General features: G+C 69.6%; 26 protein-coding genes. 12 read left to right on the forward strand and 14 right to left on the reverse strand.

Annotation, left to right across the window (positions count from 1 at the left end; all coding sequences use genetic code 11):
• The first annotated feature begins 2 nt into the window (after positions 1 to 2).
• From ACWDRB_RS11265 to ACWDRB_RS11275, 3 genes are all read left to right on the forward strand, one after another.
• Positions 3 to 1,187: a site-2 protease family protein gene (locus ACWDRB_RS11265; protein ID WP_449892934.1), complete on the forward strand. Its 1,185-nt coding sequence runs from the start codon at positions 3 to 5 to the stop codon at positions 1,185 to 1,187.
• Between the two features lie 105 nt (positions 1,188 to 1,292).
• Complete coding sequence (locus tag ACWDRB_RS11270; RefSeq protein ID WP_449892935.1) at positions 1,293 to 1,901, forward strand: dihydrofolate reductase family protein; 609 nt, start codon at positions 1,293 to 1,295, stop codon at positions 1,899 to 1,901.
• Between the two features lie 20 nt (positions 1,902 to 1,921).
• Positions 1,922 to 3,313 carry an ArsB/NhaD family transporter gene (locus ACWDRB_RS11275; RefSeq protein ID WP_449892936.1) on the forward strand — a complete coding sequence of 464 codons (1,392 nt, stop codon included), beginning with the start codon at positions 1,922 to 1,924 and terminating at the stop codon, positions 3,311 to 3,313.
• On the opposite strand, the gene ACWDRB_RS11280 is transcribed toward ACWDRB_RS11275, so the two are convergent.
• The 4 genes from ACWDRB_RS11280 to ACWDRB_RS11295 are packed head-to-tail and all read right to left on the reverse strand — an operon-like array spanning position 3,306 to position 7,539.
• Complete coding sequence (locus tag ACWDRB_RS11280) at positions 3,306 to 3,764, reverse strand: nuclear transport factor 2 family protein (protein ID WP_363970295.1); 459 nt, start codon at positions 3,762 to 3,764, stop codon at positions 3,306 to 3,308. The genes ACWDRB_RS11275 and ACWDRB_RS11280 overlap by 8 nt on opposite strands.
• A gap of 20 nt (positions 3,765 to 3,784) precedes the next feature.
• The gene (locus ACWDRB_RS11285) at positions 3,785 to 6,019 is read right to left on the reverse strand and encodes a xanthine dehydrogenase family protein molybdopterin-binding subunit (protein WP_449892937.1); all 2,235 of its coding nucleotides are present in this window, start codon (positions 6,017 to 6,019) and stop codon (positions 3,785 to 3,787) included.
• Between the two features lie 54 nt (positions 6,020 to 6,073).
• Positions 6,074 to 7,045 (reverse strand): FAD binding domain-containing protein, encoded by a 972-nt coding sequence (locus ACWDRB_RS11290; RefSeq protein ID WP_449892938.1) that lies wholly within the window; start codon positions 7,043 to 7,045, stop codon positions 6,074 to 6,076.
• Positions 7,042 to 7,539, reverse strand: a complete 498-nt coding sequence (locus tag ACWDRB_RS11295) for a (2Fe-2S)-binding protein (RefSeq protein WP_449893716.1) — start codon at positions 7,537 to 7,539, stop codon at positions 7,042 to 7,044. The genes ACWDRB_RS11290 and ACWDRB_RS11295 overlap by 4 nt, the downstream gene beginning before the upstream one ends.
• Before the next feature lie 116 nt (positions 7,540 to 7,655).
• Here ACWDRB_RS11295 and ACWDRB_RS11300 point away from each other — a divergent pair, with 116 nt between their 5' ends.
• Positions 7,656 to 8,333, forward strand: coding sequence for a TetR family transcriptional regulator (locus ACWDRB_RS11300; protein WP_449892939.1), 678 nt, complete (start codon positions 7,656 to 7,658; stop codon positions 8,331 to 8,333).
• Between the two features lie 8 nt (positions 8,334 to 8,341).
• Positions 8,342 to 9,097 carry a DUF429 domain-containing protein gene (locus tag ACWDRB_RS11305; RefSeq protein WP_449892940.1) on the forward strand — a complete coding sequence of 252 codons (756 nt, stop codon included), beginning with the start codon at positions 8,342 to 8,344 and terminating at the stop codon, positions 9,095 to 9,097.
• Here the strand turns inward: ACWDRB_RS11305 and ACWDRB_RS11310 are convergent.
• Genes ACWDRB_RS11310 through ACWDRB_RS11320 form a run of 3 tightly spaced genes read right to left on the reverse strand, consistent with a single transcriptional unit; the run spans position 9,089 to position 10,559 of the window.
• A complete protein-coding gene (locus ACWDRB_RS11310; RefSeq protein WP_449892941.1) occupies positions 9,089 to 9,517 on the reverse strand; it encodes a hypothetical protein in 429 nt (142 codons plus the stop codon). The two genes, ACWDRB_RS11305 and ACWDRB_RS11310, sit on opposite strands and share 9 nt — an antisense overlap.
• Before the next feature lie 29 nt (positions 9,518 to 9,546).
• Positions 9,547 to 10,029, reverse strand: a complete 483-nt coding sequence (locus ACWDRB_RS11315; RefSeq protein ID WP_449892942.1) for a hypothetical protein — start codon at positions 10,027 to 10,029, stop codon at positions 9,547 to 9,549.
• Complete coding sequence (locus tag ACWDRB_RS11320) at positions 10,026 to 10,559, reverse strand: hypothetical protein (protein WP_449892943.1); 534 nt, start codon at positions 10,557 to 10,559, stop codon at positions 10,026 to 10,028. Before ACWDRB_RS11320 ends, ACWDRB_RS11315 begins: the two co-directional genes overlap by 4 nt.
• Positions 10,560 to 10,864: 305 nt before the next feature.
• Between ACWDRB_RS11320 and ACWDRB_RS11325 the strand changes: the two genes are divergently transcribed.
• Both ACWDRB_RS11325 and ACWDRB_RS11330 read left to right on the forward strand, forming a co-directional pair.
• A complete protein-coding gene (locus ACWDRB_RS11325; protein ID WP_449892944.1) occupies positions 10,865 to 12,103 on the forward strand; it encodes an MFS transporter in 1,239 nt (412 codons plus the stop codon).
• A 36-nt stretch (positions 12,104 to 12,139) separates the two neighbouring features.
• Positions 12,140 to 12,583, forward strand: coding sequence for a YbaB/EbfC family nucleoid-associated protein (locus ACWDRB_RS11330; RefSeq protein ID WP_449892945.1), 444 nt, complete (start codon positions 12,140 to 12,142; stop codon positions 12,581 to 12,583).
• 16 nt (positions 12,584 to 12,599) lie between these two features.
• On the opposite strand, the gene ACWDRB_RS11335 is transcribed toward ACWDRB_RS11330, so the two are convergent.
• Complete coding sequence (locus ACWDRB_RS11335; RefSeq protein WP_449892946.1) at positions 12,600 to 13,286, reverse strand: hypothetical protein; 687 nt, start codon at positions 13,284 to 13,286, stop codon at positions 12,600 to 12,602.
• A complete protein-coding gene (locus ACWDRB_RS11340; protein ID WP_449892947.1) occupies positions 13,270 to 13,599 on the reverse strand; it encodes a hypothetical protein in 330 nt (109 codons plus the stop codon). Before ACWDRB_RS11340 ends, ACWDRB_RS11335 begins: the two co-directional genes overlap by 17 nt.
• 210 nt (positions 13,600 to 13,809) lie before the next feature.
• Between ACWDRB_RS11340 and ACWDRB_RS11345 the strand changes: the two genes are divergently transcribed.
• The gene (locus ACWDRB_RS11345) at positions 13,810 to 14,118 is read left to right on the forward strand and encodes a DUF6355 family natural product biosynthesis protein (protein WP_449892948.1); all 309 of its coding nucleotides are present in this window, start codon (positions 13,810 to 13,812) and stop codon (positions 14,116 to 14,118) included.
• Between the two features lie 143 nt (positions 14,119 to 14,261).
• Here ACWDRB_RS11345 and ACWDRB_RS11350 read toward each other — a convergent pair whose 3' ends face one another.
• From ACWDRB_RS11350 to ACWDRB_RS11365, 4 genes are all read right to left on the reverse strand, one after another.
• The gene (locus ACWDRB_RS11350; protein WP_449892949.1) at positions 14,262 to 15,068 is read right to left on the reverse strand and encodes a nucleotidyl transferase AbiEii/AbiGii toxin family protein; all 807 of its coding nucleotides are present in this window, start codon (positions 15,066 to 15,068) and stop codon (positions 14,262 to 14,264) included.
• A 92-nt stretch (positions 15,069 to 15,160) separates the two neighbouring features.
• Positions 15,161 to 15,739, reverse strand: a complete 579-nt coding sequence (locus ACWDRB_RS11355; protein WP_449892950.1) for a type IV toxin-antitoxin system AbiEi family antitoxin domain-containing protein — start codon at positions 15,737 to 15,739, stop codon at positions 15,161 to 15,163.
• A 140-nt stretch (positions 15,740 to 15,879) separates the two neighbouring features.
• Complete coding sequence (locus ACWDRB_RS11360; protein ID WP_449892952.1) at positions 15,880 to 17,139, reverse strand: MFS transporter; 1,260 nt, start codon at positions 17,137 to 17,139, stop codon at positions 15,880 to 15,882.
• Positions 17,136 to 18,023 (reverse strand): alpha/beta fold hydrolase, encoded by an 888-nt coding sequence (locus tag ACWDRB_RS11365; RefSeq protein WP_449892953.1) that lies wholly within the window; start codon positions 18,021 to 18,023, stop codon positions 17,136 to 17,138. Before ACWDRB_RS11365 ends, ACWDRB_RS11360 begins: the two co-directional genes overlap by 4 nt.
• 175 nt (positions 18,024 to 18,198) lie before the next feature.
• Here ACWDRB_RS11365 and ACWDRB_RS11370 point away from each other — a divergent pair, with 175 nt between their 5' ends.
• Together ACWDRB_RS11370 and ACWDRB_RS11375 are read left to right on the forward strand one after the other, a co-directional pair.
• Complete coding sequence (locus ACWDRB_RS11370) at positions 18,199 to 20,034, forward strand: ABC transporter ATP-binding protein (RefSeq protein WP_449892954.1); 1,836 nt, start codon at positions 18,199 to 18,201, stop codon at positions 20,032 to 20,034.
• A complete protein-coding gene (locus ACWDRB_RS11375; protein ID WP_449892955.1) occupies positions 20,034 to 21,866 on the forward strand; it encodes an ABC transporter ATP-binding protein in 1,833 nt (610 codons plus the stop codon). The genes ACWDRB_RS11370 and ACWDRB_RS11375 overlap by 1 nt, the downstream gene beginning before the upstream one ends.
• Positions 21,867 to 21,927: 61 nt before the next feature.
• On the opposite strand, the gene ACWDRB_RS11380 is transcribed toward ACWDRB_RS11375, so the two are convergent.
• Positions 21,928 to 22,524 (reverse strand): restriction endonuclease, encoded by a 597-nt coding sequence (locus ACWDRB_RS11380; RefSeq protein ID WP_449892956.1) that lies wholly within the window; start codon positions 22,522 to 22,524, stop codon positions 21,928 to 21,930.
• A gap of 237 nt (positions 22,525 to 22,761) precedes the next feature.
• On the opposite strand from ACWDRB_RS11380, the gene ACWDRB_RS11385 reads away from it, so the two are divergent.
• Positions 22,762 to 23,751: a trypsin-like serine peptidase gene (locus ACWDRB_RS11385; protein ID WP_449892957.1), complete on the forward strand. Its 990-nt coding sequence runs from the start codon at positions 22,762 to 22,764 to the stop codon at positions 23,749 to 23,751.
• A 209-nt stretch (positions 23,752 to 23,960) separates the two neighbouring features.
• On the forward strand, positions 23,961 to 25,217 hold the full coding sequence (locus ACWDRB_RS11390) for a serine hydrolase domain-containing protein (RefSeq protein WP_449892958.1): 1,257 nt from the start codon (positions 23,961 to 23,963) through the stop codon (positions 25,215 to 25,217).
• Positions 25,218 to 25,268: the final 51 nt, after the last annotated feature.

Here is a 25,268-nt window from a genome sequence, read left to right on the forward strand (position 1 = left end):
AGATGCGTTCATCCATCCCTCTGGGCCGCATCGGGGGCGTGCGGGTGGGGCTCAACATCAGCGTGCTGGTGATCGTCGCGATCCTGGTGTTCGGGCTGGGCTTCGGACGGTTCCCCGCGGTCTTCCCCGGCTACCCGCGCGCCGCGTACGTGCTGGCCGGGCTGGCGGCGGCGGTGCTGTTCATGGCCTCGCTGCTCGCGCACGAGCTGGCGCACGCGCTCATGGCCCGGCACGAGGGCGTCGAGGTGTCGCGGATCACGCTCTGGCTGCTGGGCGGGGTCGCGGAGCTGCGCGGCGAGCCCCGGTCGCCGGGCGCGGATCTGAAGATCGCCGTGGTGGGGCCCGCGACGAGCCTGCTGGCCGGCGTGGTGTTCGGGGCGATCGCCTTTCTGGTCTCCGGGGCGGCGCTGCTGGGCGGCATGTTCGCCTACCTGGCCGGGGTTAACGTGCTCCTCGCCATCTTCAACCTGGTCCCGGCCGCCCCGCTGGACGGCGGGCGGGTGCTGCGGGCGATCCTGTGGGCGCGGTGGCACGACCGGGCGCGGGCGGCGATCGCCGCGGCCCGGGCCGGGCGCTGGTTCGGATATGTGCTCATCGCGATCGGCTTCCTGCAGGTGGTCACCGGGCGCAGCTTCGACGGGCTGTGGCTGGCGCTGATCGGCCTCTTCCTGGTGAACGCCGCCAGCGCCGAGGAGCAGCAGACCCGGCTCGGCACCGCGCTGCACGGGGTCCGCGTCGAGGAGGCGATGTCGGGGCACCCCGTGGTCGCCTCGCCGGACGAGACCGTGTCCGGCCTCATCGACCGGGTCGTGATGCGGCACCGGCTGTCCACGTATCCGCTGGTCGCCGCGGACGGGACCTTCGCCGGCCTGGTGACGCTCAACCGGATCCGCCGGGTCGAGCCGGAGCACCGGGGCACGACCCGGCTCGCCGACATCGCCTGCCCGCCGGAGGAGGTGCCGCGGGCCCGGCCCGACGAGCCGCTGACCGACCTGCTGGCCAGGATGGAGGGGAGCGCCGACGGGCGCGCGGTCGTGCTCGACCCGGCCGGGCGGCTGATCGGCCTGCTCACCCCCACCGACATCAGCCGGACCATCCAGATGGCGGACCTGCGCGCCACGCTGTCGGGGCCGCGCGGCGCCGATCTCGCCCCGCCGTACCACGGCCACCACCGCGACGCCGCGTAGGCCTTAGGGAAGCCGTAAGGAATCCTTAAACGCTGTCCGCCAGGCTGAAGCCACAGAAGGACGGCAGGGCCCGCAAGGCCCTCACGGCGAGATGGAGTGGCGACAATGGCGAGCAAGCTGGTGGTTTCGACCTTCCTGTCCCTTGACGGCATCATGCAGGGCCCCGGCGGACCCGGCGAGGACGACTCCAACGACTTCCCCCACGGCGGCTGGCTGCCGCCGTACGTGGACGAGGGGTTCGGCCGCATCATGGGCGAGCAGCTCGAGCGGGCGGACGGCATGCTCCTGGGCCGCCGGTCGTACGACATCCTTTCGTCGTACTGGCCGGACGTGCCCGACGAGGAGGGCGGCGCCAAGATCAACGGCATGCCGAAGTACGTCACCACGAGGACGCCGATGACCGCCGAATGGCGTAACACGCGGGTCCTGGTGGGTGAGGCGGCCGAGACGGTGGCCGAGCTCAAGAAGAGCACCGACGGCGAGATCCTCGTCCAGGGCAGCAGCGATCTCCTCCGCACGCTGCAGCGGGCCGAGCTGATCGACGAGTACCGCCTGCTGGTCTTCCCCGTCATCCTCGGCGAGGGCAAGCGGCTCTTCGCCGAGGGGACCGCTCCGGCCGGGCTGAAGCTCACCGGATCGACCGCCACCGACGCCGGCGTCGTGTACGTCACGTACGAGTGGGCCGGCAAGCCCGCCTACGGCGCAGTCGCATAGCGCGGCAACATAGTGCGGCTTTGACGCATTTTGATATGTTCTTGGTGGTGTGCCGGGAAGTCTGGTCGGCGATCGTGCCGTCGTTCCCGGAGTTCGCCCATCATGCTCATCGAGTCGCCATGACCGCCACCGCCTGGGTGGCGGTGGCCGCCTTCCTCTTCGCGTACACGCTGATCGCCACCGAGAAGGTGCACCGGGTCGCGGCGGCGCTCGGCGGGGCGGGGGTCATGCTGCTGATCCACGCCACCGACGGGAGCGCGGCGTTCTTCGACGAGCACACCGGGATCGACTGGAACGTGATCTTCCTGCTGCTCGGCATGATGGTCATCGTCGGTGTCCTGAAACAGACCGGGATATTCGAATATTTGGCGATCTGGTCGGCCAAGCGGGCCCGTGGGCAGCCGTTCCGGCTCATGGCGCTGCTGATCGTGATCACCGCCTCGGCCTCCGCGCTGCTGGACAACGTCACCACCGTGCTGCTGATCGCCCCCGTGACGTTCCTGGTGTGCGAGCGGCTGGCGCTGCCGGTGGCGCCGTACCTGATCGCCGAGGCCATGGCGTCCAACATCGGCGGCGCGTCCACGCTGGTCGGCGACCCGCCGAACATCATCATCGGCAGCCGCGGCGGCCTGACGTTCAACGACTTCCTCGCGCACATGGCGCCGCTGATCGTCGTGCTGGTGGTGGTGTTCGTCGGGCTGTGCCGGTGGTTGTTCAGGGCGTCGTTCAGCTACGACCCCGAGCGGGTCGCGGAGATCATGTCGCTGAACGAGCGGGAGGCCATCGCCGACCGCAAGCTCCTGTGGCAGTCGCTCGCCGTGCTGGCCCTGGTGCTGGCCGCGTTCGTGCTGCATCCCGTGCTGCACTACGCGCCGTCGGTCGTGGCGCTGCTGGGCGCGGGGGTGCTGGTGGCGGCCACCAGGGTGACGACCGAGGAGGCCATCCGCGAGGTCGAGTGGCCGACGCTGGTGTTCTTCGCGGGGCTGTTCGTCATGGTGGGGGCTCTGGTGGAGACCGGGGTGATCGGCCAGATCTCTAAGGCCGCCTCCGAGGCCACCGGCGGCCGGCTCGGCCTGACCACGATGCTGCTGCTGTGGGTCTCGGCCGGGCTGTCCGCCGTCGTGGACAACATCCCGTACGTCGCCACCATGAGTCCCATCGTGGCCGACCTCGTCCAGGCCAACGGGGGCAACGGCCCCGCCCAGGTGCTGTGGTGGGCGCTGGCCATCGGGGCCGACCTGGGCGGGAACGCCACGGCCGTCGGGGCGGCGGCCAACGTCGTCGTCATCGGCATCGCCGCCCGTAACGGCACCCCGATCAGCTTCTGGCAGTTCACCAAGTACGGGCTGGTCGTCACGCTCGTGACCGTCGCGCTGTCGGTGCCGTACCTGTGGCTGCGCTACCTCATCTGAGCGGCAGCACGTCCACGCCTTGCTCGTCGTCGCCGCGCGGCCCGAAGATGCGGCGCTCGCTCTCCTCGATGCGCACGTCGTTGATGCTCGCCTCCCTGCGCCGCATCAGCCCCGACTCGTCGAACTCCCACTGCTCGTTGCCGTAGCTGCGCCACCACTGCCCGGAGGCGTCGCGGCACTCGTACTGGAACCGGACCGCGATGCGGTCGCCCAGCACGCCCCACAGCTCCTTGCGCAGGGAGTAGTCCAGCTCCCGTTCCCATTTGCGGCGCAGGAAGTCCCTGATCGCGTCGCGGCCGGTCACGAACTCGTCGCGGTTGCGCCACACCGAGTCCTCCGTGTACGCGAGCGCGACGCGGTCGGGGTCGCAGGTGTTCCAGGCGTCCTCGGCGGCCTGCACTTTGACGCGCGCGGTCTCCTCGGTGAACGGCGGGACGGGCGGACGTGACATGGTCGCCTCCTCGGACTGCTTCAGAGAGGCAGCAGCTTATCGAGCGTGATCGGCAGATCCGTGACCCGCTTGCCCGTGGCGTGGCGCACGGCGTTGGCCACGGCCGCGCCCACGCCCGTGATGCCGACCTCGCCCACCCCGATCAGCCCGAGCGGCATCGTCGGGTCCGGCTCGTCCAGGCAGTGCACGTCGATGCGCGGGACGTCGGCGTGCACGGGCACGTGGTAGTCGGCCAGGCTCGCGTTGACGATCCGCCCGCTGCGTGGATCGACCAGCGTCTCCTCCGACAGCGCCAGGCCGATGCCCATCACGATGCCCCCGCGCAGCTGGCTGGCCACCGTCTTCTCATTGATCACGGTGCCGACGTCGAACACGCCCGTCCAGCGCGAGACCCGTACCTCGCCCGTGTCGCGATCCACCCGCACCTCGCAGAAGTGCGCCCCGGACGCGGCCTTCACCCACCGGCTGCGGTCGCGCACGGTCTTCGCCATGAACCTCAGCATGCCGCCCCCGGCCGCGGCCTCCAGGTGGTCGCGGCCCGCCCGGGTCAGGATCGCCGCGTACGTCTCGCCCCTGGACCCCTGGTAGAGCCCGCCGTCGCGGGCCTGCGGATCGCGCACGCCGCGCAGCGGGGAGTCCGGCGACTTGCGCGCCAGGTCGAGCGCGGAACGCCGCAGCTTGCGGCAGGCCTCCAGCACGCTGGCCGCCGCGCTCGCCGTCTGCCCGGAACCGCCCGCCATCGGGCCCGCGGGGAGCTCGGAGTCGCCGACCTCGACGCGTACCGACTCCAGCGGCACCCCCAGCTCGTCCGCCGCGATCTGCGCCTGCACGGTCGCCGCGCCCACGCCGATCTCGTGCAGGCCGCACCGCACCACGACCCCGCCGTCCGCGCCCAGCCGTACGGTGACGCTCGCCGGGAGCTGGAACGCCGGGTGGTACGCCGACGCCACCCCCATGCCGACCAGCCACCGCCCGTCGCGCATCGAGCCGGGCCGCGGATCGCGCTCACGCCACCCGAACCGCTCCGCCCCGACCTCGTACGCCTCGCGCAACATCCGGTGCGCGAACCGTTTGCCGTCCATCGGGTTACGCGCCGGCTCGTTGAGCATCCGCAGCTCGATCGGATCCATGCCCAGCTCGCAGGCCAGCTCGTCCATGGCCGATTCCAGGGCATAGGTGCCGATGGACTCGCCCGGGGCCCGCATGAACGTGTTGGAGATCAGGTCGAGCTGGACGAGGCTCTGGCGCAGGCGGATGTTCGGGGAGTCGTACAGGTGCCGGGAGGCCGAGGTGATCTGCTCGCCGCCGCCGCCGACCCGGCCCGTCCTGGCGACGCTGGTGTGGATCAGCGCGGTCAGCTTCCCGCCGGAGTCCGCGCCCAGCGCGACCCGCTGGGTGCTCGGGGTCCGGCCGCCGACCGTGTGGTAGACGCCCGCCCGGGTGAGCGCCAGCCGTACCGGGCGCTTGGTGGCCCGGGCGGCCAGCACGGCGAGCAGCGTGCCCGCCCACACCGAGCCCTTGCCGCCGAACCCGCCGCCCACGTAAGGGGACAGCACGTGGATGTTCCGCTCGGGAACGCCGAACCGCTGCGCGAGATGGCTGCGCAGCCACGTGATGCTCTGCGTGCTCTCGTGCAGGGTCAGGCGGTCGCCGTCCCACACGGCGGTCGTCGCGTGCGGCTCGATCGCGTTGTGGTTGTGCGGCGGCGTGGTGAAGCGCAGGTCCACCGAGACCGCCGCGGCCGTCAGCGCCGCCTCCGCGTCCCCCTTGTCCGCCGCCGCAGGCATCAGCGCGTTGCCCTTCTGCGGGGTGGCGTTCGGCTCCTCGGCAGCGAAGTCCACCACGGCGGGCAGCTCCTCGTACGTGATCCGCACCAGGCCCGCCGCGTGCCGCGCGGTCTCGGGCGACTCGGCCACCACGACCGCCACGGGCTGGCCGTTCCAGTGCACCTCGTCCGTGGCCAGGTAGTTGACCGACGTCCCGATGACCATCGTGCTGAGGTTCAGCAGGCTCCGGGAGGGCGGGGGCTTCATCGCGGGGGCGTTCTCGTGGGTGAGGACCTCGATCACGCCCTTCGCCGCGCGGGCCGCGTCCGCGTCGACGGCGGTGATGCGGCCGCGGGCGATCGTGGAGTGCACGAGGGCGGCGTGGGCGAGGTCCGGATAGTCGTGCTCCGCCGCGAAACGGGCCCGGCCGGTGGTCTTGTCCCGGCCGTCGAGCCGGTCGACGGGGCGGCCGACGTACTTGATGCTCATGCCGGCTCCCTCAACGTCTCGATGCTCATGCCGGGCCCCTCAGCGTCTTGATCTTCATGCCAGCTCCCTCAGCGTCGCCACGATCGTGGCCCTGGCCAGGTCCACCTTGAACGCGTTGCCCGGCTGGACCGTCGCGGGCGCCAGCTCGGCGTCGGCCGCGCGGCCGAACGCCTCCTCGGTCGCCGGGCCGCCGACCAGGACCCGTTCCGCCTCGAAGGCCCGCCACGGCTTGGTCGCGACGCCGCCCAGCGCCAGGCGGGCCGCCGTCACGGTCCCGTCCCGCACCTCCAGCGCCGCCGCCACCGAGACCAGGGCGAACGCGTACGACGCCCGATCCCGCACCTTGCGGTAACGGGAGTTGGCCGCGACCGGCGCGGGCGGCAGCTCGACCGCCGTGATCAGCTCGTCTTCGGCCAGCGCGTTCTCGACCTGCGGCGTGTCGCCCGGCAGCAGGTGGAAGTCGGCCAGGGGGATCCGCCGCGTGCCGCGCACGCTCCGCACCTCGACCGTGGCGTCCAGGGCGGCCAGTGCCACGCACATGTCGGACGGATGCGTGGCGATGCAGCTCTCGCTCACGCCCAGGACCGCGTGCCCGCGGTTGAACCCGCCGAGCGCGTCGCAGCCGCTGCCCGGCTCGCGCTTGTTGCAGGCGTGCGCCTGGTCGTAGAAGTAGTTGCAGCGGGTACGTTGCAGCAGGTTGCCGCCGACGGTGGCCATGTTGCGCAGCTGGGGGGAGGCGCCGGCGAGCACGGCCTGCGACAGGACCGGGTAGCGGGCGCGGACGCGGCGGTCGGCGGCGAGCGCGCTGTTGCGTACCAGCGCGCCGATCCGCAGGCCGCCGCCGGGCAGCTCGTCCACCTCGTCGAGCGGCAGGCCGGTGAGGTCGACCAGCGTTTCGGGATGTTCGATGCCCTCGCGCATGAGGTCGACCAGATTCGTCCCTCCGCCCAGGAACTTGACGGCGGGGCCGGCCGCTTGCAGTGCCTCGTCGATGTCGAGCGGCTTCACGTAGGTGAACGGCTTCATGGCGCCTCCTGCGCGGCGACGTCCTTGATGGCGTCGAGGATGCCGTTGTAGGCGCCGCACCGGCACAGGTTCCCGCTCATGCGCTCCCTGATCTCGTCTTCGGTCAGCTCGATGCGCTCTGTCGTGGGGGTGACGGCACTGGGCATGCCGGCGGCGTGCTCGGTCAGCATGGCGACGGCCGAGCAGATCTGGCCCGAGGTGCAGTAACCGCACTGGAACCCGTCATGGCGCACGAACGCCTCCTGCATCGGGTGCGTGCCGTCCTCGCCCTTCGCGATCCCCTCGATCGTGGTGATCTCTTTGTCCGCGTACTGCACGGCCAGGGCCAGGCAGGCGTTGATCCGCACCCCGTCCGCGAGCACCGTGCACGCGCCGCACGCACCCTGGTCGCAGCCCTTCTTCGGGCCGGTCAGCCCGAGGTGGTCGCGCAGCGCGTCGAGCAGGCTGACCCACGGCTCGATGTCGAGGGTCCGGGTGACGCCGTTCACCCGCATTCGTAGCTCTGTCACACGTTTCTCCCCTCCGTAGGATGCCGACGCTAACAGAACGGCGTTTCCTTAACAAGAGAACGTCGTCCTCTAAAGTCTGGTCACCTATGCTGGAGCGCGACATGAAGCGGGCATTCGTCCGGGCCAGGCGGCCGGAGCACAAGCAGCAGCGGCGCGAGGAGATCCTCGCGGCCGCCCGCGATCTCGCCATGGCCTCGGGGGTTCGGAACGTCAGCCTGGGGGCGGTCGCGGAGGCCGTCGGGCTGGCGAAGTCCAACATCATGCGCTATTTCGGGACTCGCGAGGAGATCTACCTCATCCTGGCCGCCGACGAGTGGCACCAGTGGGCGGCGGCCGTAACCGCCCGCCTCGACGCCCCGCCGGGCGGGGTCGCATCGGACGGGGTCGCATCGGGTGGGGTCGCAGCGGCGCTCGCGGAGACGATCGCGGGCCGGCCGCTCTTGTGCGACCTCCTCAGCCAGACCGCGACGACCCTCGAGCACAACGTCTCCGTCGAGGCGGCCCGCACGTTCAAACGCGCCATCCATGCCGTCATCGCCGACCTGGGCGAGCAGGTCGCCCGAGTGACCGGCTTGACGGCCGACGAGGGAACGGAACTGGTCGCGGCCGCCACCGCCCTGGCCAGCGTCCTCTACCCCGTCGCGAACCCCTCTCCGGTGCTCGCCGAACTCTACGCCCAGGACCCCGACATCGCCGCGACCTGCCCCGACTTCATCCCCACCCTCGTCCGCGCCCTCAAGGCACTCCTCGCCGGCCTCCCCACGCTCAGAGAGGACTGAGCCCGCGGATGGTGACGGTCGGCGTCGATCTCGCCGCGGAGGCGGTGCGAACCGCGGTGGCCTGGCTCGATTGGTCGCCCGGACGCGCGCGGCTCGTCAGGGTGGTCGCCGGGGCGGACGACGCCCTGATCGTCGAGGCGGTCATGGCCGCGGACAAGGCGGGGATCGACTGCCCGCTCGGCTGGCCCGACCGGTTCGTCGACTTCGTCACCGCCCACCGCACCGGTCACGTCCAGGTGCCGCCGGGCCTGGCAGGCCGGGCCTGGCGCCGCGACCTGGCGCTACGGGTCACCGACCAGGTCGTACACCAGCAGACCGGCCTGACCCCGCTGAGCGTGTCGGCCGACCGCATCGCGCACGCCACCATGCGCTGCGCCGCCCTCCTGGCCGAGCTCGCCCGCCGAGACCACCCGGTCGACCGCCGCGGCACCGGCGCCGTCGTGGAGGTCTACCCCGCGGCCTGCCTGAAGCAGTGGAGCCTGCCGCACCGCGGCTACAAGCGTGCGGCCAACCTCACCGAGCTGGGCCACCTCGTGGACCGGCTCCAGGAGGCGGCGCCATGGCTGGACCTGGGCGACCACGAGCCCCTCTGCCGGGCCTCGGACCATGCCACCGACGCCGTCGTGTCGGCCCTCGCCGCCCGCGCCGCCGCCCTCGGCCTGGTCACCGTACCGACGGGGGAGCAGGCGAGCGCGGCCACCACCGAGGGCTGGATCGCCCTGCCCACCACACCCCTGGACCGCCTCGTCGCGACTTCACCGTGAATCAATGGTGATCGGGTCGTCCGCGTTGATGACGAAAACGCTGAAGTCCCGCTCCGCGGGGAGACAATCGGGCGGTAGTTTGACGCCTCCGGGCCGATTCGATGCCCAGTCGGCCGATCCGCCTCCGGCGATGATCGTGTCACCCTCGACTATCCGTCCCGCGGTAGGGGCCTGCACGCCGCGTTTCCCGTCATGGATCAGCGGGCGGGTGCTCCTCGGCCACACCGGCAACATGCTGGGACCGCTACGGAAATCCAGTCTCAGGCATTTGCTCCGCGGATCGTAGGCCAGCGTGGCCTCCACTTGCATCTGCATGCCGGACGAGAAGTCATGGACGACGATCACCGGATCGGTGCCGATGACCTGAACGGTGTCGCCGGCGGCGCACGCCGTGGCGGCGAAAGCCACGCCCGCGACCACCACCCGGATCCTGAGCGATGCCGATCTCGTCATCGTCGATAGATCTTCCACTGCGCGCCAAGAGCGGTAGGCACGAGATACGCAGGGGTGAAAGCCGAGGTCTTGGCCTCCAGGCGATTGGGGCTGTAGGTGCCTTGGTGGAATCCCCAGGCCGTGCCCCCGTCATACCATGGCCCGCCGCTGTCACCACGTTCGGTGATACGCGCCGCCATCACGACCAGCCCTCTGACGGGTCGCCCGTCGGGGTCGTCGATGAATTCGTTGATCAATTTGACGGTGCTGCAGCCTGCCCCGGTGCTGATTCCGAACTTGCAGATGAGCTGTCCGCGGAAGGGGCTCGTCCCCACGCTGTCGACATACCGGCTGCTCTGCCAGTCGGAGTAGAACGTCCGGGTGGTGATCATGCTGCCGGACGTGAGCCGGGCGAGGTCGTAGTTCGCGGCGACCGCCGCGCGGGAGATGGTCGTCGAGCCACCTTGGACGGAGTGATTGCTGTAGATGAGTGTGCTCAACGCACAGTGGCGGGCGGACGCGCCGGCGGCGGCAGCTGGAGATCGGCCACCATGTTTTTCTTGGTTTCCTCGTTGAAACGCACGCCGAGGGTTATGCGACCTGTTTCTATGTCATAGCGGCCCCGAACCTGGCGTACTTCCGGCCGTGCGCGCAGCGAATCATGGGCTTCTTCCATGACCTCTACCAGCTCTGATTCCGAGAATCCCTTACGGCCTCGGAGTTCGACCTCGACCGGCAGCGTCCTGGCCAGTGTCACGGCTTCGTCGGGCACCTCGTTCTTGAACCCGATGCGGACCCTCGTGGCCCCGTCCACGAGGGCGATCCCGGAGAGCTCTCCGGGGTGGGTCCGAAGGAGTCGCTCGCCGATCTCGTTGAGTCTGGGCTGCCAGGCGTATCGGTCGATGGCCTGCTCGTAGGACATGCCCAGGCTCTTGGCGGCGAGTCGCAGGTCGATGAGCTCCACCAACGGCAGATCCTCGATGAGGACGTCGGGATACGTCACGGGGCCGTCCGGCGTGTCCGCGGTCATGCGCGGGTTCCCGGCCGCATACCTGTCCATCGCTTGGGCGAGGGTAATGCCATCGCGCCGCGCCGACGCTTTTATCCGATCAAGAACCGGCCGCTTTATCCGAGGTTGGTCAGCCTTTTCGAGAGTGATGATGTCGGCATGACTTGCGAGAGGTCGTACGGCCATCGACAGAAGTGCCGCAGCGAGTAAACCGACGAGTTGCCTACGGGAACGTATCGGGCAGACGGACACCGCGTCGGGTCGCGTGGAGCGTGCCCGCAACATCACTGACATTCGGTGTCAGTGGTGATGCGGAGACTGTGCGCATGCCCGTTCAGATCCCCCATCGCACGACCATGCGGCTGCTGATCGCCGCGGCCTTCACCACCGCGCTCGGCAACAACGTCCAGCTCATCACCGGGGCGCTGCTGCTGGCCCGGGAGCAGCAGACCATGATGGCCGTGGGCTGGTTGTTCATCGCCGTCGCGCTGCCGCAGGCCGTCCTGTCTCCGTATCTGGGACGACTCGCGGACCGTCTGGATCGCCGCGTCCTGTGGATCGCCTGTGACGCGGTGAGCGCGATCGTGGCCCTCGGCCTGCCGCTGTGGCTGGCCGCGGGTGGTGCGGCCGAGGCCGGCATCTACACCGCGAACTTCGCGCTTGCCCTGGTCAGCGCGATCTTCGTGCCGGCGAGCGCGGCGCTGATCAAGGAACGGGTCCCCGGCGGCACTGTCCTGCGCCGGTTCAACGGCCGCTACGAGATGGCCACCCAGGCCGGGATGCTGCTGTCCGCCACCGTCGGCGGGCTCGCCGTCCAGGTCTTCGGCGCCGTCCCCCTGCTCGTCTTCAACGCGGCCACGTTCGCCGTTTCCGCTCTTTGCGTGACCGCCGTCGGCCGTACCCTGGTCGTCGGCGGGCCCGCCGACGAGCCGGTGGAGGCCGCGGGCCCGGATCGGCCGCCGCTTCCGATGGGCAGCCTGATCCTTCTGTACGCGCAGGGCAGCGTCGTGGTCACCGTCTTCAACGCCCTCCTGCCGATGTATGTCCTGGTCGAGCTCAATCGCGGCGCGGGGACCTTCGGGGCCATCGACGCCCTGGGCAGCCTCGGCTTCCTCGCCGCCGCCGCCGGATACCGGCTGTTCGCCCAGCGGTACTCCGATCTGCGCATCGCAGTGGCGGGCTTCTTCGCGTGCAGCCTGCTCATCGTCACTCAGGGGCAGCTGGGCGTCGCCGGACTGGCCGTGCTGGTCCCCATGGGCGCGTTCGTCTTCGGTCAGGCGAGGATCTCCTCGCGGAATCTGCTGATGGCCCGGGCCGGTCGTACGGACATAGGCCGGGTCTTCGGTCTCGCCAACGGCGGCGGGCTCGCCGCGACCATCGTCGTCATGCTGCTCGTGGCCACCGTCACCGATCACACCAGCGCGGGGGCCGGTTTCGCCACCCTCGGGGCTTTCGCGCTCCTGTCGACGATCTGGGCACTGGTGCTCCAACGACGTGCTGTCAGGGGTACGCGATCCGGACTCCCGAGCGCCAGGAAATCACTACGAAACGGAGCTGTGCTATGACCATCCGGACGAACGTACGTGGATGGAGGACCGCACGTGGACGACCCGCTCGGTAATTTCGCGAACATCGACGCCGAGGCGTTCCTGCGGGATTCCGAGAAACGGGTGGCCGACTTTGCCGCGGCGCAGGAAGGGGTCGCGGCGGCGGTCGGGCGGGCGACGGCCGCCGACGGTCTCATCGCGGTCGAGTGCACCGCGCAGGGCGGGGTGAGCCGGCTGGACATCGATCCGCGGGCGAAGCGGATGAGCGTGCACGAGATGTCCGCGGCGATCCTCGCGGCCATCCGCGACGCCGACGCCGACCTCCAGCGCCAGTTGTCCGCGATCATGGCGGGCGCGTTCGGCGGAGGACTGGACCGCGCCCTGGGCGACCCGGACACCGCCCGGGCGAAGGTCGCGGAGGCGCAGCAGGCCTTCGACCGGATGATGGGTGACGCGATGGGTGAGCTGGATCGTATGCGGAGGAAGCTCGGCTACTGAGCGTTCCTGTCCGGCCTCAGGCTTCCTGGGAGCGCCCCGCCGCGTACTGCGGCTTGAGGCCGTCCGTGAGGGTGCGCTCGGTCATCCAGGCGGCACCGTACTTCAGGGCCAGGCCGAGCACGGTCCTGAGCGTGAAGTTGCGCAGCTCGATGACCCGCTTCTCGGCGGTCATCGCCTGCGACAGCGCCTCCCACGTGTAGTACACCCTTCCCGGCCCGACGAGTAGGGCCTTGGCCAGGGTGGCCATGGCCAGGCTCGCGATGCCCACGTGGAGGTAGATGTACAGCGTCCAGAGGTTGGCCAGCACCCTGAGCATCCACGAGAGGCTGTGGGCGGAGTCGGCCGCGGTGTCCGACTCCATGGCGTAGCCGGCGACTCTCTGCCCGTAGAGCTCCCGCTCCGGCGCCTGCCAGCTGGCCTGTGACACGCTGTCGTGCTGCTCCCGCGCCGTCGCGCCCGCCGCGTACACACCGTCTCCGAAGGCGCTCCAGCCGTCCGCGGCCCTGTGCATCACCTGCGGATCGGACGGGACCGACAGCCCGTACGCGACCACCACCCGCTCGAACACGGGAAAGATCAGGGCGGCGAACGCGTACATGCCGAGCGTGGAGTACTGCATCCGCTTGAGGTCGCCGCCCTCGTCACCCGGCTGGAACGGGTCGGGGGTCCCGCCGGGGACGGGGATCTTAAAGCCGCCGGACATTGGCCTCGTTCCTGTTCTCCACGGTCTGGATGTTGCCGGCGACCGTGTGCAGCCGGTCCCGATGGTCGTGCAGGGCCTCGATCGTGTTGAGGACCGTGCTCTCCGCGTAACCGACGATCTTGTCGTGTTCGCTGGTCAGGGGCCATCCGAGCACTCCCATGGCCCAGGAGCCCATGCGCATGTTCGAGGGGAAGTCGCTGACCTCGGCCAGGTGCGACACGGGGGAGGTGCCCGCGACGTCATCGACGAGAGCGTCGCCCAGCGCTCTGATCGCTGACAGCCGGTGGATACGTGATGCGTCGTCTTGGCTCAAAATTACTCCAAGTACGTGATCCATTACTTGGCTGGACATACTAGCCGGAACCTGGCTGGTGCTGTCCGGGCCTGGCCGGTGCGTGGACCGATTTCGGACGAGTCCGTCCGGGCCTCTGTTGGACACCTGACCGGGGTGGCTTTCCTGAACCCGACGCCCCGCCGCGCAGCGATCCAGGGCGATCGACCAACCAGAACAGGAGCCCGAACCATGCCAGTCACCATCAAGAACTCGTCCCCCGTCACCCTCCTGACCGTCCTCGCGGCCCTCGGCGCCACGCTGCTCACCGCGACCCCGGCGACCGCCGGCGTCAACGAGCGCAGCCACCTGGCATCTGCCTGCGGCCTGTACCGGGACGGCGACGCGGCCATGTACAAGAACTGCTCCGGGGCCGGCGAGAACATCTTCGTGACCTACCTGCTGGGCGGGAACACCTATTTCTGCGTGGCACCGGGAGAGTCGAAGTACGTCGGTAGGTGGAGCAACACGTTCAGGGTGTACAACCGGGGCGGCTGCTGACTCCTCTCATGACACGGGGCCACGGGCCGGCCCGTGGCCCCGTGCGGGTCCAGCCGAGATACAGCGACAAGCGGCAGGAACAATCGGCGTCACACACTCGTACGGGTACGGCAGTCTCCATGCCGGCTACGGGCATTTCCGCTTCAAGACCATGTCCTTCTTCCGGCGCTCCAACTTCGGTGAGTGGCCTCGCCAGTCAGAAGTGGGTCGGCGAAACCGAGGAGGAGTTCCACGACGGTGGTGAATCGTTCCGGGTAACTGCTTGCGGCGGCACTCTGGCGTCGGCGCCAGGCAGCGTAGGAAGACTGGCGCCGTTCGCCCAGGTCGGTGATCAAGGTGCTGAGCGGCTTGAGGCTGATGCCACGATGGGTCGCGGTGGCGTGGAGTGCTGCGGTGAGTTCGCTGCCATTGAGGTCATGGAGGCAAACCAGACGGAAGAGGTCCGCGTAGTCCCGGTCGCGGGTGTTGAGGTCACCGAGGGCGACAGCGGTGGAGAGCTTTTCGGCGATCACGGTGGCCAGTGGATAGCCGAAGATCTGGAAGCCGCCTGTGCAGAGCTGCTGCGGGTAGTCGATGATTTGTGGTGCTGGAGTGACTGGGTCGCCGAAGCTTACATCGAGCTGCAGTTTCAGTTTTGCCCTGGCGATTGTGGCGGCCATGGCCAGCCGCAAGCCGTTGTATTCGTCTTCTTCACGGATAGGCATGGCCTTCAACGTGGCGGGGTCGAAGGTCACTCCGTCCTCGACCTGCACGGTGGCGATCGCCGCGATCCGGCGGATGATCTCCTCTTCGTCGCAGGGAAACGCGCGGCCGAGGATGTCGATGTCGCGGGTCATCCGGCGGGCTCCGAGCTGGGCGAGTAGGAGGCCTCCCTTGAGGATGAAATGCCGGCCGCCGAAAGGGGACGTGGCCAGGCGGTAGAGAAACCGTTCGAGCACGTACTCGACCATGAGCTCATCGGTGGATCGTCTGCTGCGCTGGGCCAGATTCCTCAGGTCGTTGTAGATGCGCCCAGCGGTGGTGGCACGAGCGGGGTTCGGCATTAGGCGAGCACCGCCTCGACTACGGGGCGAATGAGGGACAGCGCGCCCAACTTGCCGGCGATGTGCTGGAGCTCGTTGAGCTTGCCGTGGTCGCTGCGGCGCAGGTAGCGGCCGAGTGCGGACAGGGCGAGGGTTTCGCCGATGCGTCCACGGTGGCGCATGGCGTCGACGACGCTCCGAGCGGCGCTGTAGACCGGCACGGGTTCTCCAGGTGCGGCTTGAAAGCCTTCGATGCCAAGCCTGAACGTGTCAGGGGAGTACTGGGCGACCACAACCGGTGGGTAGGAGATCGAGGGACGGTGGCGGCCTCTGGGAACCGCGATGTGCACGGCTGTGGGGATGTCGTCGATCAGTTCGTGAAGAGCGAGAGCGGATTCGCCGCAGACAACCGCGTTCGGAGCCCGGATGCACACGGCCAGGAGGTCGAGGTGCGCCGATTCTGGGGCGGATGCCTGCCGGTAGACCCCTCGGGAGAGCTCATGGACCTTTCCGTCGATGATCAGGCCGGCCAGGTCACGCGAGGAAAGCGAGGCCAGACGCGACTGTGCGGTGGTGAAGGTCGGGGGAAGCGTCGTCAAGCGGGACTCCAATCGTGACGCCCCCAGATCCATGTACCGAACTCTACCAGCGCGATAGGCAGACGGGATGGATTTGATGCACCCATATGCTTGCTGGTGGTAGGTGAGAATGATCGCGAACTGGCACCCCACAGCGTGGATCAGACGGTACGGGTGAGCACGGCGGTGCGGATGCCGCGGCGCAGGAGAGCGGGCAGGCACAGGATCGTGCCGAGCGCACCGATCCACACCGTCGACTCCAGCCCGGCGAGCGCCGTGGCCGCGGAGGCGAGCAGGGCGCCGAGCGCGACCGCGCCCCACAACTGGAACCGCTGCACGGCGGACACCCGGCCGAGGAGTTCGGGCGGGGTCTGGGTCTGGCGGAGGGTCAGCGAGATGGGGCTGAACGCGCCCTCGCCCACGCAGTGCACGATGCTGCCGATGACCAGGCCGGCGGCTCCCAGGCTGCCGTGCGCCGCCCCCAGCGCGGGCATGGCCACGATGCCCAGCACCGACACGGTGGCGGCGAGCATGAGCGCGCGCGGACTGCCCAGACGCCTGATGAGGAAGGCCGAGGCGAGGTTGCCGATCGGGTAGCCGGCCGCGGCGGCGCCCACCACGATCCCGATCCACTGCGGCGACAGTCCCAGGACGTTGCGGCAGTACAGGACCAGGCTGGTCTCGACCATGGAGAGGAACAGCACGTAAACGGTGCCGCAGGCGAGGACAGGCTCCAGAACCGGATGCCCGAGCGCGAACCTGAGCCCGGCCGCCACGTCGCGCCGTACCCAGCCCCGCTCCCGCACGGTGACGGCGGGCGGCGCCTCGCGGTGCCGGATCGCGACCAGCGCCACGAGCGAGGCGGCGAAGCTGACGGTGTTGGCCAGGAGTGCGCCGGCCACGCCGAGCAGCCCGATGACCGGCCCCGCGGCCATCGGGCCGACCGCCTTGGCGGTCGACTCCGACAGCGCCAGGCGGGTGTTGCCGGTGTGCAGCTCGCCCGGGTCGGGGAAGAGCCCGGGCAGGTACGACGTGTAGGCGACCTGGAAGAACACCACCGCGCAACCGCTCACCAGCACCAACCCGAACAACAGGGGGAAACTGAGCACGCCGGTGACCGCCGTCACCCAGATCGCGCCGAACGCGACCACCTGGACGCCGTCGCAGACGAGCATGACGGTACGGCGGGGCAACCGGTCCACGATGGCGCCGGCCGGCAGGCCGAGCGGCAGGAAGGGCAGGAACATGGCGAACGGCAGCAACGCGGCCTGAGCCGGCGTCGCGCCCAGCACCGTCACCGCGAGCAGCGGCAGCGCCAGCGTCATGAACTGGTCCCCGAACAGCGACAACGACTGCCCCGCCCACAGCAGCCCGAAGCTCCGGCGGGCCGTACGTCCGGACGTCTCCGTCATGACGGTCATGCCTGCCACCAGAAGTCCCGCAGCAGCGAGTGGACGGTCTCCGTCTCCTCGACGTGGCCGAACGAGCCGCTGCGTTCCAGCATGTGGAACCGGGCCTGGGGCGCGAAGCGCCGGAAGTCGCGCTGCAACGCCGGGTGCAGCGCCCGGTCGTGGCGGCCGGCCAGCACCATCAGGGGAACGCTGATCTCCTTGAGCCGGGGCCGGAAGTCGGGGATCCTGGCCACCTCACCCCCGATCACGAAATCGACGTCGTCGCCGCAGAAGATCGGATAAAGCTCCTGGTTCCTGGCGCCGGGCTCGTCGGCCAGCAGGGCGGCGTTGGCCGGGTCGTAGAAGCGGACCAGGGCCGCCGCCTTGGCGAACTCCCGCCTGAGCGGCTCGTCCGTGGAGCGCAGCCCGTCCAGCCGCAGCTCCTGGATCCGCTCCCACACCTCGGGGAGCTGGGTGGTCAGCTCACGGTTGATGTTGGCGTGGTTGAGGTGCCACATCTCGGGGCTGTGCAGGGTGTTGGCCAGGGTGACGGTACGCGCCACGGCGGGGTGGTCGAGGGCGATCGCCTGCGCGATCAGCCCGCCGTACGAGAAGCCGTACAGGTGGGCGGGGCCCAGCTGTACGAGCAGCGCGGCCACGTCGGCGACGTCATCGGCGAAGGTGATCTCGGACAGGTGCCGAGGACGGCCGGAGCGGCCGCGGCCGAACAGGTCGACGTAGATCACCCTGTGGTCCGCCGCCAGGGCGTCGAAGTGCGGGTGGAAGATCACATGCGATCCCGCAGGGCCCAGTCCGGCGAGCAGCACCACGGCGTCGCCGTCCCCGTGCCGCTCGACCCAGATGTGCCGGCCGGCGCGGATCTCGTACGCCTGGCCAGGGGGATGTTCGATCATGGCGCTCATCTTGGCCCGATCGGGGGGCGGGACGACGGCGGGTATCGGACCTTTCATTTGGGGGTCGCCCGAGCGCCGGCCGGGCCCGGTGAAAATGAACTGGGAAACTGTCGGTGCCCGGTGATAGAAAGCAGGTTCGATACTCGCGTGCTCGCGCCCGGGGGAGGGCCTGCCAGTGACCACCAGCAGTTCGGAGTTCTCTGTCTCCGGCCCGAGCTACAACCGGCGCGGCCCGGTGCGCTGGCTCTGGTCCCACCTACGCCGGCATCCGGCGCACCTGCTCGGGTTCCTCGGCGGGTCGCTGGTCATGGTGGTGCTCAACGCCATGGTGCCGCTGTTCACCGGCGACGCCTTCGACGCCGTGCTGGGGCGGCCGGGCGAGCCGCTCGACGCGCTCGGCTTCATCGCGCTCGCGCTGCTGGCGATCGTGCTGGCGCGAGGGCTGTTCGACCTCGTGGCCAGGCTGTCGAGCGAGGTGCTGGCCAAGCGCCTTGAACGGGACGCGCGCGACGAGCTCTACGTGAGCCTGCTCGGCAAGAGCCAGACCTTCCACAACCGCCAGCGGGTCGGCGATCTGATGGCCCGGGCCGCCAACGACATCCGGCAGCTCTCCATCATGATCACGCCCGGGGTCGACCTGATCGTGGACTCGGGGCTCACCGGGCTGGTGCCCATCTTCTTCATCGGGGCGATCGACCCGCGGCTGCTGCTGTCGCCCGGGTTGTTCGCCGTCGTGTTCACGGTCGCGCTCTGGCACTACATGCGGCAGCTCAACCCGGTGGCCACGCGCATGCGCGAGCAGTTCGGCGACCTCAACGCCGGGCTCAACCAGGCCGTGCGCGGCATCGAGGTGATCAAGGTGACCGCGCAGGAGGCGCAGGAGCGGCGGCGCTTCCGCGCCGACGCGCGGCTCTACCGCGACCTCTTCGTACGCAACGGGCTGGTCCAGGCCCGCTACCTGCCCACCCTGCTGTTCTCCTTCGCCATGGCCGGAGCGCTGTGGCACGGCCTCTACCTCCAGGGCATCGGGGCGATCACCATCGGCGAGCTGGTGGCGTTCATGGGGCTCATGGGCCAGCTCGGGTTCCCCACACAGATGTCGATCTTCACGTTCTCCCTGATCCAGATCGGCATCGTGTCCTCGCGCCGGATCCTGAGCGTCGTCACCTCCGACAGCGAGATCGAGCAGCGGGCCGAGGGGCATGCCGCGCCGATCGGCGGGGAGCTCGTCTTCGAGGACGTGACGTTCGGTTACGAGGACGACGAGGAGCCGGCGGTGCGCGGGGTGACGTTCACCGTGCGGCCGGGGGAGACGGTGGCGATCGTCGGCGAGACCGGGTCGGGCAAGAGCACGCTGACCAAGCTGGTGCCGCGGATCTACGACGTCACGTCCGGCCGGATCCTCGTCGACGGCGTGGACGTGCGCGACTGGGACCTCGACTCGCTGCGGTCCCAGATCTCCACCATCGAGCAGGACATCGTGCTGTTCTCGCGGTCCGTGTCCGAGAACATCGCCTTCAGCCTGGGGCAGCGGGCCGATCACGAGGCCGTGGTGCGGGCGGCGGAGGACGCCCAGGCCGCCGAGTTCATCGCCGAGCTGGACGACGGCTACGAGACCGTGATCGGCGAGCGCGGGGTCACGCTCTCCGGCGGGCAGCGGCAGCGGCTGGCCATCGCGCGGGCGCTGCTGACCGATCCGGCGATCCTCGTGCTCGACGACTCGACCAGCGCCATCGACTCCGCCACCGAGGACAGGATCCAGCAGGCGATCGGGCGCATCCTCGAGGGGCGCACCACGCTGCTGATCACCCACCGGCTCTCGCAGATCCGCTGGGCGGACAAGGTGCTCCTGCTCAGACGCGGCGAAGTGGTCGACTTCGGCACCCACGACGAGCTGATCGCACGCAGCCGGCTCTACCGCCGGATCTTCGCGCACTACGACGAGGTCGAGCTGGACGGTGACGGCGACGTGGACGGGGTGCTGGCCGCGGAGCAGGGAGGGGTGCGCTGATGGGCTTCATCATGGACGGCCTCGACGGCGAGGACTACGACCGCACCTACAGCGACCGTGCCCTGCTGCGCCGCATCATGTCGTACTTCCGGCCCAGGCTGGGGTCGATGGCCCTGGTCGCCACCATGATCGTGCTGCTGTCCGCGAGCCAGGCGGCCGTGCCGGCGCTGGGCAGCCTGGCCGTCGACGCGGTCTCCGACGGCACCATCGGCTCGGTCGGCTGGCTGCTCACGGGCGGGATCCTGGTCGCCGGGGTGCTCTCGTGGGTGTTCAACTTCATCCGGCAGAAATACAGCGCGCAGGTCACCGGTGACGTGGTGCTCCGGCTGCGCGAGGACGCGTTCGACGCGGTGCTGGCGCGCGACCTGTCGTTCTACGACGAGACCCCGTCCGGCAAGATCGTCAGCCGGGTGACGTCCGACACCGACGACTTCGCCACCGTGTCCACGCTGACGATGGACCTGATCAGCCAGGTGCTGATGGTCGGCTTCGTCACGGTCCTGCTGTTCGTGCGCAGCGTCGAGCTGGCCCTGCTGACGCTGCTGGTGGTGCCGATCGTGGTCGGCCTGGCGCTGATGTTCCGGCGGCTGGCCAGGATCAGCACGCGCAGGGCGCAGCGCTCGCTCGGCCGGGTCAACGCCAACCTGCAGGAGACCATGGGCGGCATCGCGGTCGCCAAGAACTTCCGCCAGGAGCAGCAGGTCTACGACGAGTTCCGGCCGATCAACCGGCAGAGCTACCAGGTGACGCTCCGGCAGGGGTTCGTCTTCTCCACCATCTTCCCCGTGCTCTTCCTGGTGGCCGGGCTCGCGACCGTGGGCCTGGTCCGGTTGGGCGGCGCGCAGGTGCTCGACGGCGGGCTGTCCGCGGGCGACTGGTACCTGTTCCTCCAGGGCGTGTCACTCTTCTGGTTCCCGCTGACGTCCATCGCCGCGTTCTGGTCCCAGTTCCAGCAGGGGCTGTCCGCGTCCGAGCGCGTCTTCGCCCTGATCGACGCCCCGCCGCGGGTGGTGCAGAGCGCCGCCGAGCCGCCGGGCAGGCTGGCCGGGCGCATCGAGTTCCAGGGCGTCACCTTCGGCTACGACGCCGCCAGCCCCGTGCTGCGCGACTTCGACCTGCGCATCGAGGCCGGGGAGACCGTGGCGCTGGTCGGCCACACCGGCGCCGGGAAGTCGACGCTCAGCAAGCTGATCACCCGGTTCTACGAGTTCCAGGAAGGCCGCCTGCTGATCGACGGGCGCGACATCCGCACCCTTGAGCTGGGCGCCTACCGCAGCCAGATCGGCGCGGTGCCGCAGGCCCCGTTCCTGTTCAGCGGCACGGTCGCCGACAACATCCGCTATCCGCGGCCGGAGGCGGGCGACGACGAGGTACACGCCGCGGCGGCCGCGGTGGGCGGCGGCGACTGGATCGAGGCCTTGCCCCACGGGCTGGAGACGGACGTGGGCGAGCACGGGCGGGCGCTGTCGATGGGGCAGCGGCAGCTCGTCGCGCTGGCCCGGCTGCTGATCCAGGACCCGGCGATCGTGGTCCTGGACGAGGCCACGGCCAGCGTCGACCCGCTGACCGAGGCCCAGATCCAGGAGGGTCTCGACCTGGTGCTGGCCGGGCGGACCTCGATCGTCATCGCGCACCGGCTCTCGACGATCGAGCACGTCGACCGCATCATCGTGCTGGATCACGGGCGGATCGTGGAGGAGGGCGACCACGCGACCCTGCTGGCCCGTGGGGGGCGCTACTGCGAGGTCTACAACACCTACTTCCGCCACCAGTCCCCCAACTACCGCGCCGGCTCCGGCTTCGTCTCCGTGACGAGCGGCGGCTCCGGCTGACCACCCGGCTCGCCGCTGATCAGGTCGCCGAGTACGTCGTCTTCGACCAGCGGCGCCGGCTTCAGGTCGCCGGCTCGTCGCCTGCGACCAGCCGGGTTGGCTTGGCGAGCAGCGCGAACCTCCCGGTCAGCCAATCGGCGAGCAGGTCGCGCTCGACGAGCAGCAGCCTCTGGCGCGCGTCGGTCGCCTCCTGACGGGCCTGGCGGGTGAGGTGCCCCGAGGTGATGAGCACGCCGGTGTGCCCGGTGAAGGCGTTGGCCAGGGCTCCGAGGAAGTTGCGGACCGCCGGTGCGCCGACGCTCTTGTTGTAGCGCTTGCACTGGACGGCGCAGCGCGTGCCGTCGGGCGCGACGGCGGTGATGTCCACACCGCCGTCCCCGGCGCCGCCCCGGATCCGCACCCGGCGGAACCCCTGGGCGATCATGCGCTCGGCGACCAGCTGCTCGAACTGCGGCCCGGTCATGAGGTCGACCTTCTCCAGGGCCGCGTTGGCCGCGAGGAACCGCAGGCGGCGGGCCTGGATGACCCGGTGCCGCAGGAAGAGCCCGCCGCTCAGGGCCGCGATCAGGACGACGGTTATGGCCATCGCCCATCCCGGATATTCGGTGATGAAGTAGACCACGAAAACGATCGCGACGACGGCTCCCGCCAGTCCCATCACTCGAAGATCGTCGATGCCGTTCGACTTTCGCCGCCTGTTGCCCCGCCTGGATCCCCTCGCCATGGGTCCCTCCCGGAAGAACGGTGTTTGCTGGCGAGTATGAAGCGCGGCACCGACAGAGCGGCCGATGTTGTCAGGTCGGCGGGTGCCGGTGGGCTGAGTGGTCTGTGACGATTGTCCATTTTTGTGACAGGTGTGGTAAATCTTCTCCGTCACGCTTGTCACGGAGGCCCCATGCGTACCTTGCCCATCGTCGGCTTGACCACCTTGATGCTCGGGCTGGGTACCCACGCCGCCGTCGCCGAGCCCCCGGACGACAAGGCGGCGGATGCGCCGCTCGCGCGTCAGGTCCCGACGACGTTCGCGGCCGGGAACGACTACTGGACCCCGGAGCGGATGCGGGCCGCCCAGCCGCTTGCCGCCCCCGATGACGCGGGGAGTGGCGCGACCAGGAGCGCGACGCCGTTCGCGGCGCAGGAGCAGGTGGACATCGCGCCCACCCCGTCGGCCGGTACGAAGCGGTGGGTCACCCCGTACGTCACCTCGGCGGCCAAGCAGCGGACGTGGAAGTCCGGCGGCCTCATCGCCAAGACGGCGGGCAAGGTGTTCGGCACCGGCGGCAACGGCAGGGACTTCGTGGCCTCCGGCAACGTCGTGACCAGCGCGGACGGGGACGTCGTCGTCACCGTCGGGCACGCGATGATCGACGGCGAGGGCCGGTGGAGCACCAACCTGGTCTTCGTCCCGGCGTACAAGAACGGCGCGGCGCCCTACGGCAAGTTTGTGGCGCGGACGATGTTCATCTGGTCCGGCTACTACAAGGACGGCGCTCACCAGCCGCCGTTCGACTTCGGCATGCTGGTCGTCAAGCCGGTGAAGAGCAAGACGGTCGTGCAGACCGTGGGCGGCCAGGGCATCAGGTTCAACTCCAGCGCCGTCGGCTCGTCCAACCTGCTGCTCGGCTATCCGAGCAACGGCAACGGTGGACAGACGCTGCAGTACTGCAGCGGCGCCTCAGTGACCCCGGCGTACGGGATGAAGTACGCGTTCCTGTGCGACATGGGCGGGGGGTCCAGCGGCGGCCCGTGGTTCCAGAGCTTCAACAAGATCACTGGAACTGGCTACCAGATCTCCACCCACGCGCTGCGCAACAGCACCACCAGCTACGGCTCCTACTTCGGCCCCGAGGCGCTCAAGACCTTCCGCGCGGCAGAGGCCGCCTGAGCACGCCACGGTTCGGCGGCTGTCTGGGTGCTGCCGACCATGCTGCAGCGGCTGCCTGGGTGCTGCCGATCACGTTGCAGCAGCCGTCTGAGCGTCGCCGACCACGCTGCAGCGGCCGTCTGAGCGCGGTGCCGACCACCTTGGCCCGCCGCTGACCACCTGGCCCGCCGAAGGCTACTCTTGAGGTTTTTGTGACAATAGGGGGAAATGTGACCACACTCAGCCGCCGACGGCTCCTCCAGGCGGGCGCGGGTGCCGTGCCGGCGATCGCGCTTGGGGCGCGTCCCGCGTCGGCCGCCGTGGCCGAGCCGCTGACCACCGGTGTCGTGCCGAGCGCGATGGCCGGGTTCGACAAGGCGATGAAGACGTTCATCACGGAACGGGACATCTCCTGCGCCCAGCTCGCGGTCGCCAAGAACGGCAAGATCCTGCTCGCGCGCGGCTACGGGTTCTACTCCAAGACGGGCGCCCCCATCGTGCGGGTTCAGCCGACGTCCCTGTTCCGGGTCGCGAGCCTCAGCAAGAGCCTCACGGCGGCCGCGATCGTCCGGCTGGTCCAGGACGGCAAGCTGACCCTGGGCGCCAAGGTGGCCACCGTGCTGGGGCTGTCCACCACGGCGGACCCCCGGCTGGCGAACGTCACCCTGTGGCGCCTGCTCCAGCACCTCGGCGGCTGGGACAGGAACGTGTCGAAGGACCCGCTGTGGAACGACCCCACGATCTCCGCGTCGCTGGACGCGCCGCTGCCGATCGACCACGCCGACATCATGAAGTACGTCACCGCGAGGAAGCTCGACTTCGACCCGGGCACGAAGTTCGTCTACAGCAACTACGGCTACATGCTGGCCGGGCGGATCATCGAGAAGGTCTCCGGCATGAGCTACGAGTCGTACGTGCGGCAGAAGCTCCTCGCCCCCGCCGGGATCACCCGGCCGCGGCTCGGTCGCAGCCTCCGCTCCGAGGCCTTCTCCACCGAGGTGACCTACGCCTCGAAGTACACCAACAAGAGCGTCGTGGACCAGTCGGGCGCCGTCGTGCCGTACCCCTACGGCGGGTTCAACATGCCCAACCAGGACGCGAACGGCGGCTGGCTCGCCTCGGCCGTCGACCTGGTCAAGTGGGGCTTCGTCTTCGACGCCGCCGGGCCCGTGCTCAACTCCACGTCGATCTCCCGGATTTTCGCCAAGCCCGAGACCGGCGTGACCGCCGGCGGCTCCTGGTACGGCCTCGGCTGGTACGCGCGCAACAACAACGCCGGCGGGCTGAACACCTGGCACACCGGCAGCATGCCCGGCACGTACAGCTTCCTGGCGCGGGTGCAGAACGGCGTCAGCTACTGCGCGATCTTCAACCGCAGGGAGGAAGAGGGCACGCCCGACTTCGACGCGATCGACCCCATCCTCGGCGAGGCGATCGGCACCGTGAAGACGTGGCCCACCACGGACCTGGCCCCCAAGTACTTCTGAAAGCACCCTCGTGACCGCCAATGTTGCGTCATGTAACGTCGCGGGAAAGGT

The organism is Nonomuraea sp. NPDC003707, from assembly GCF_053587055.1.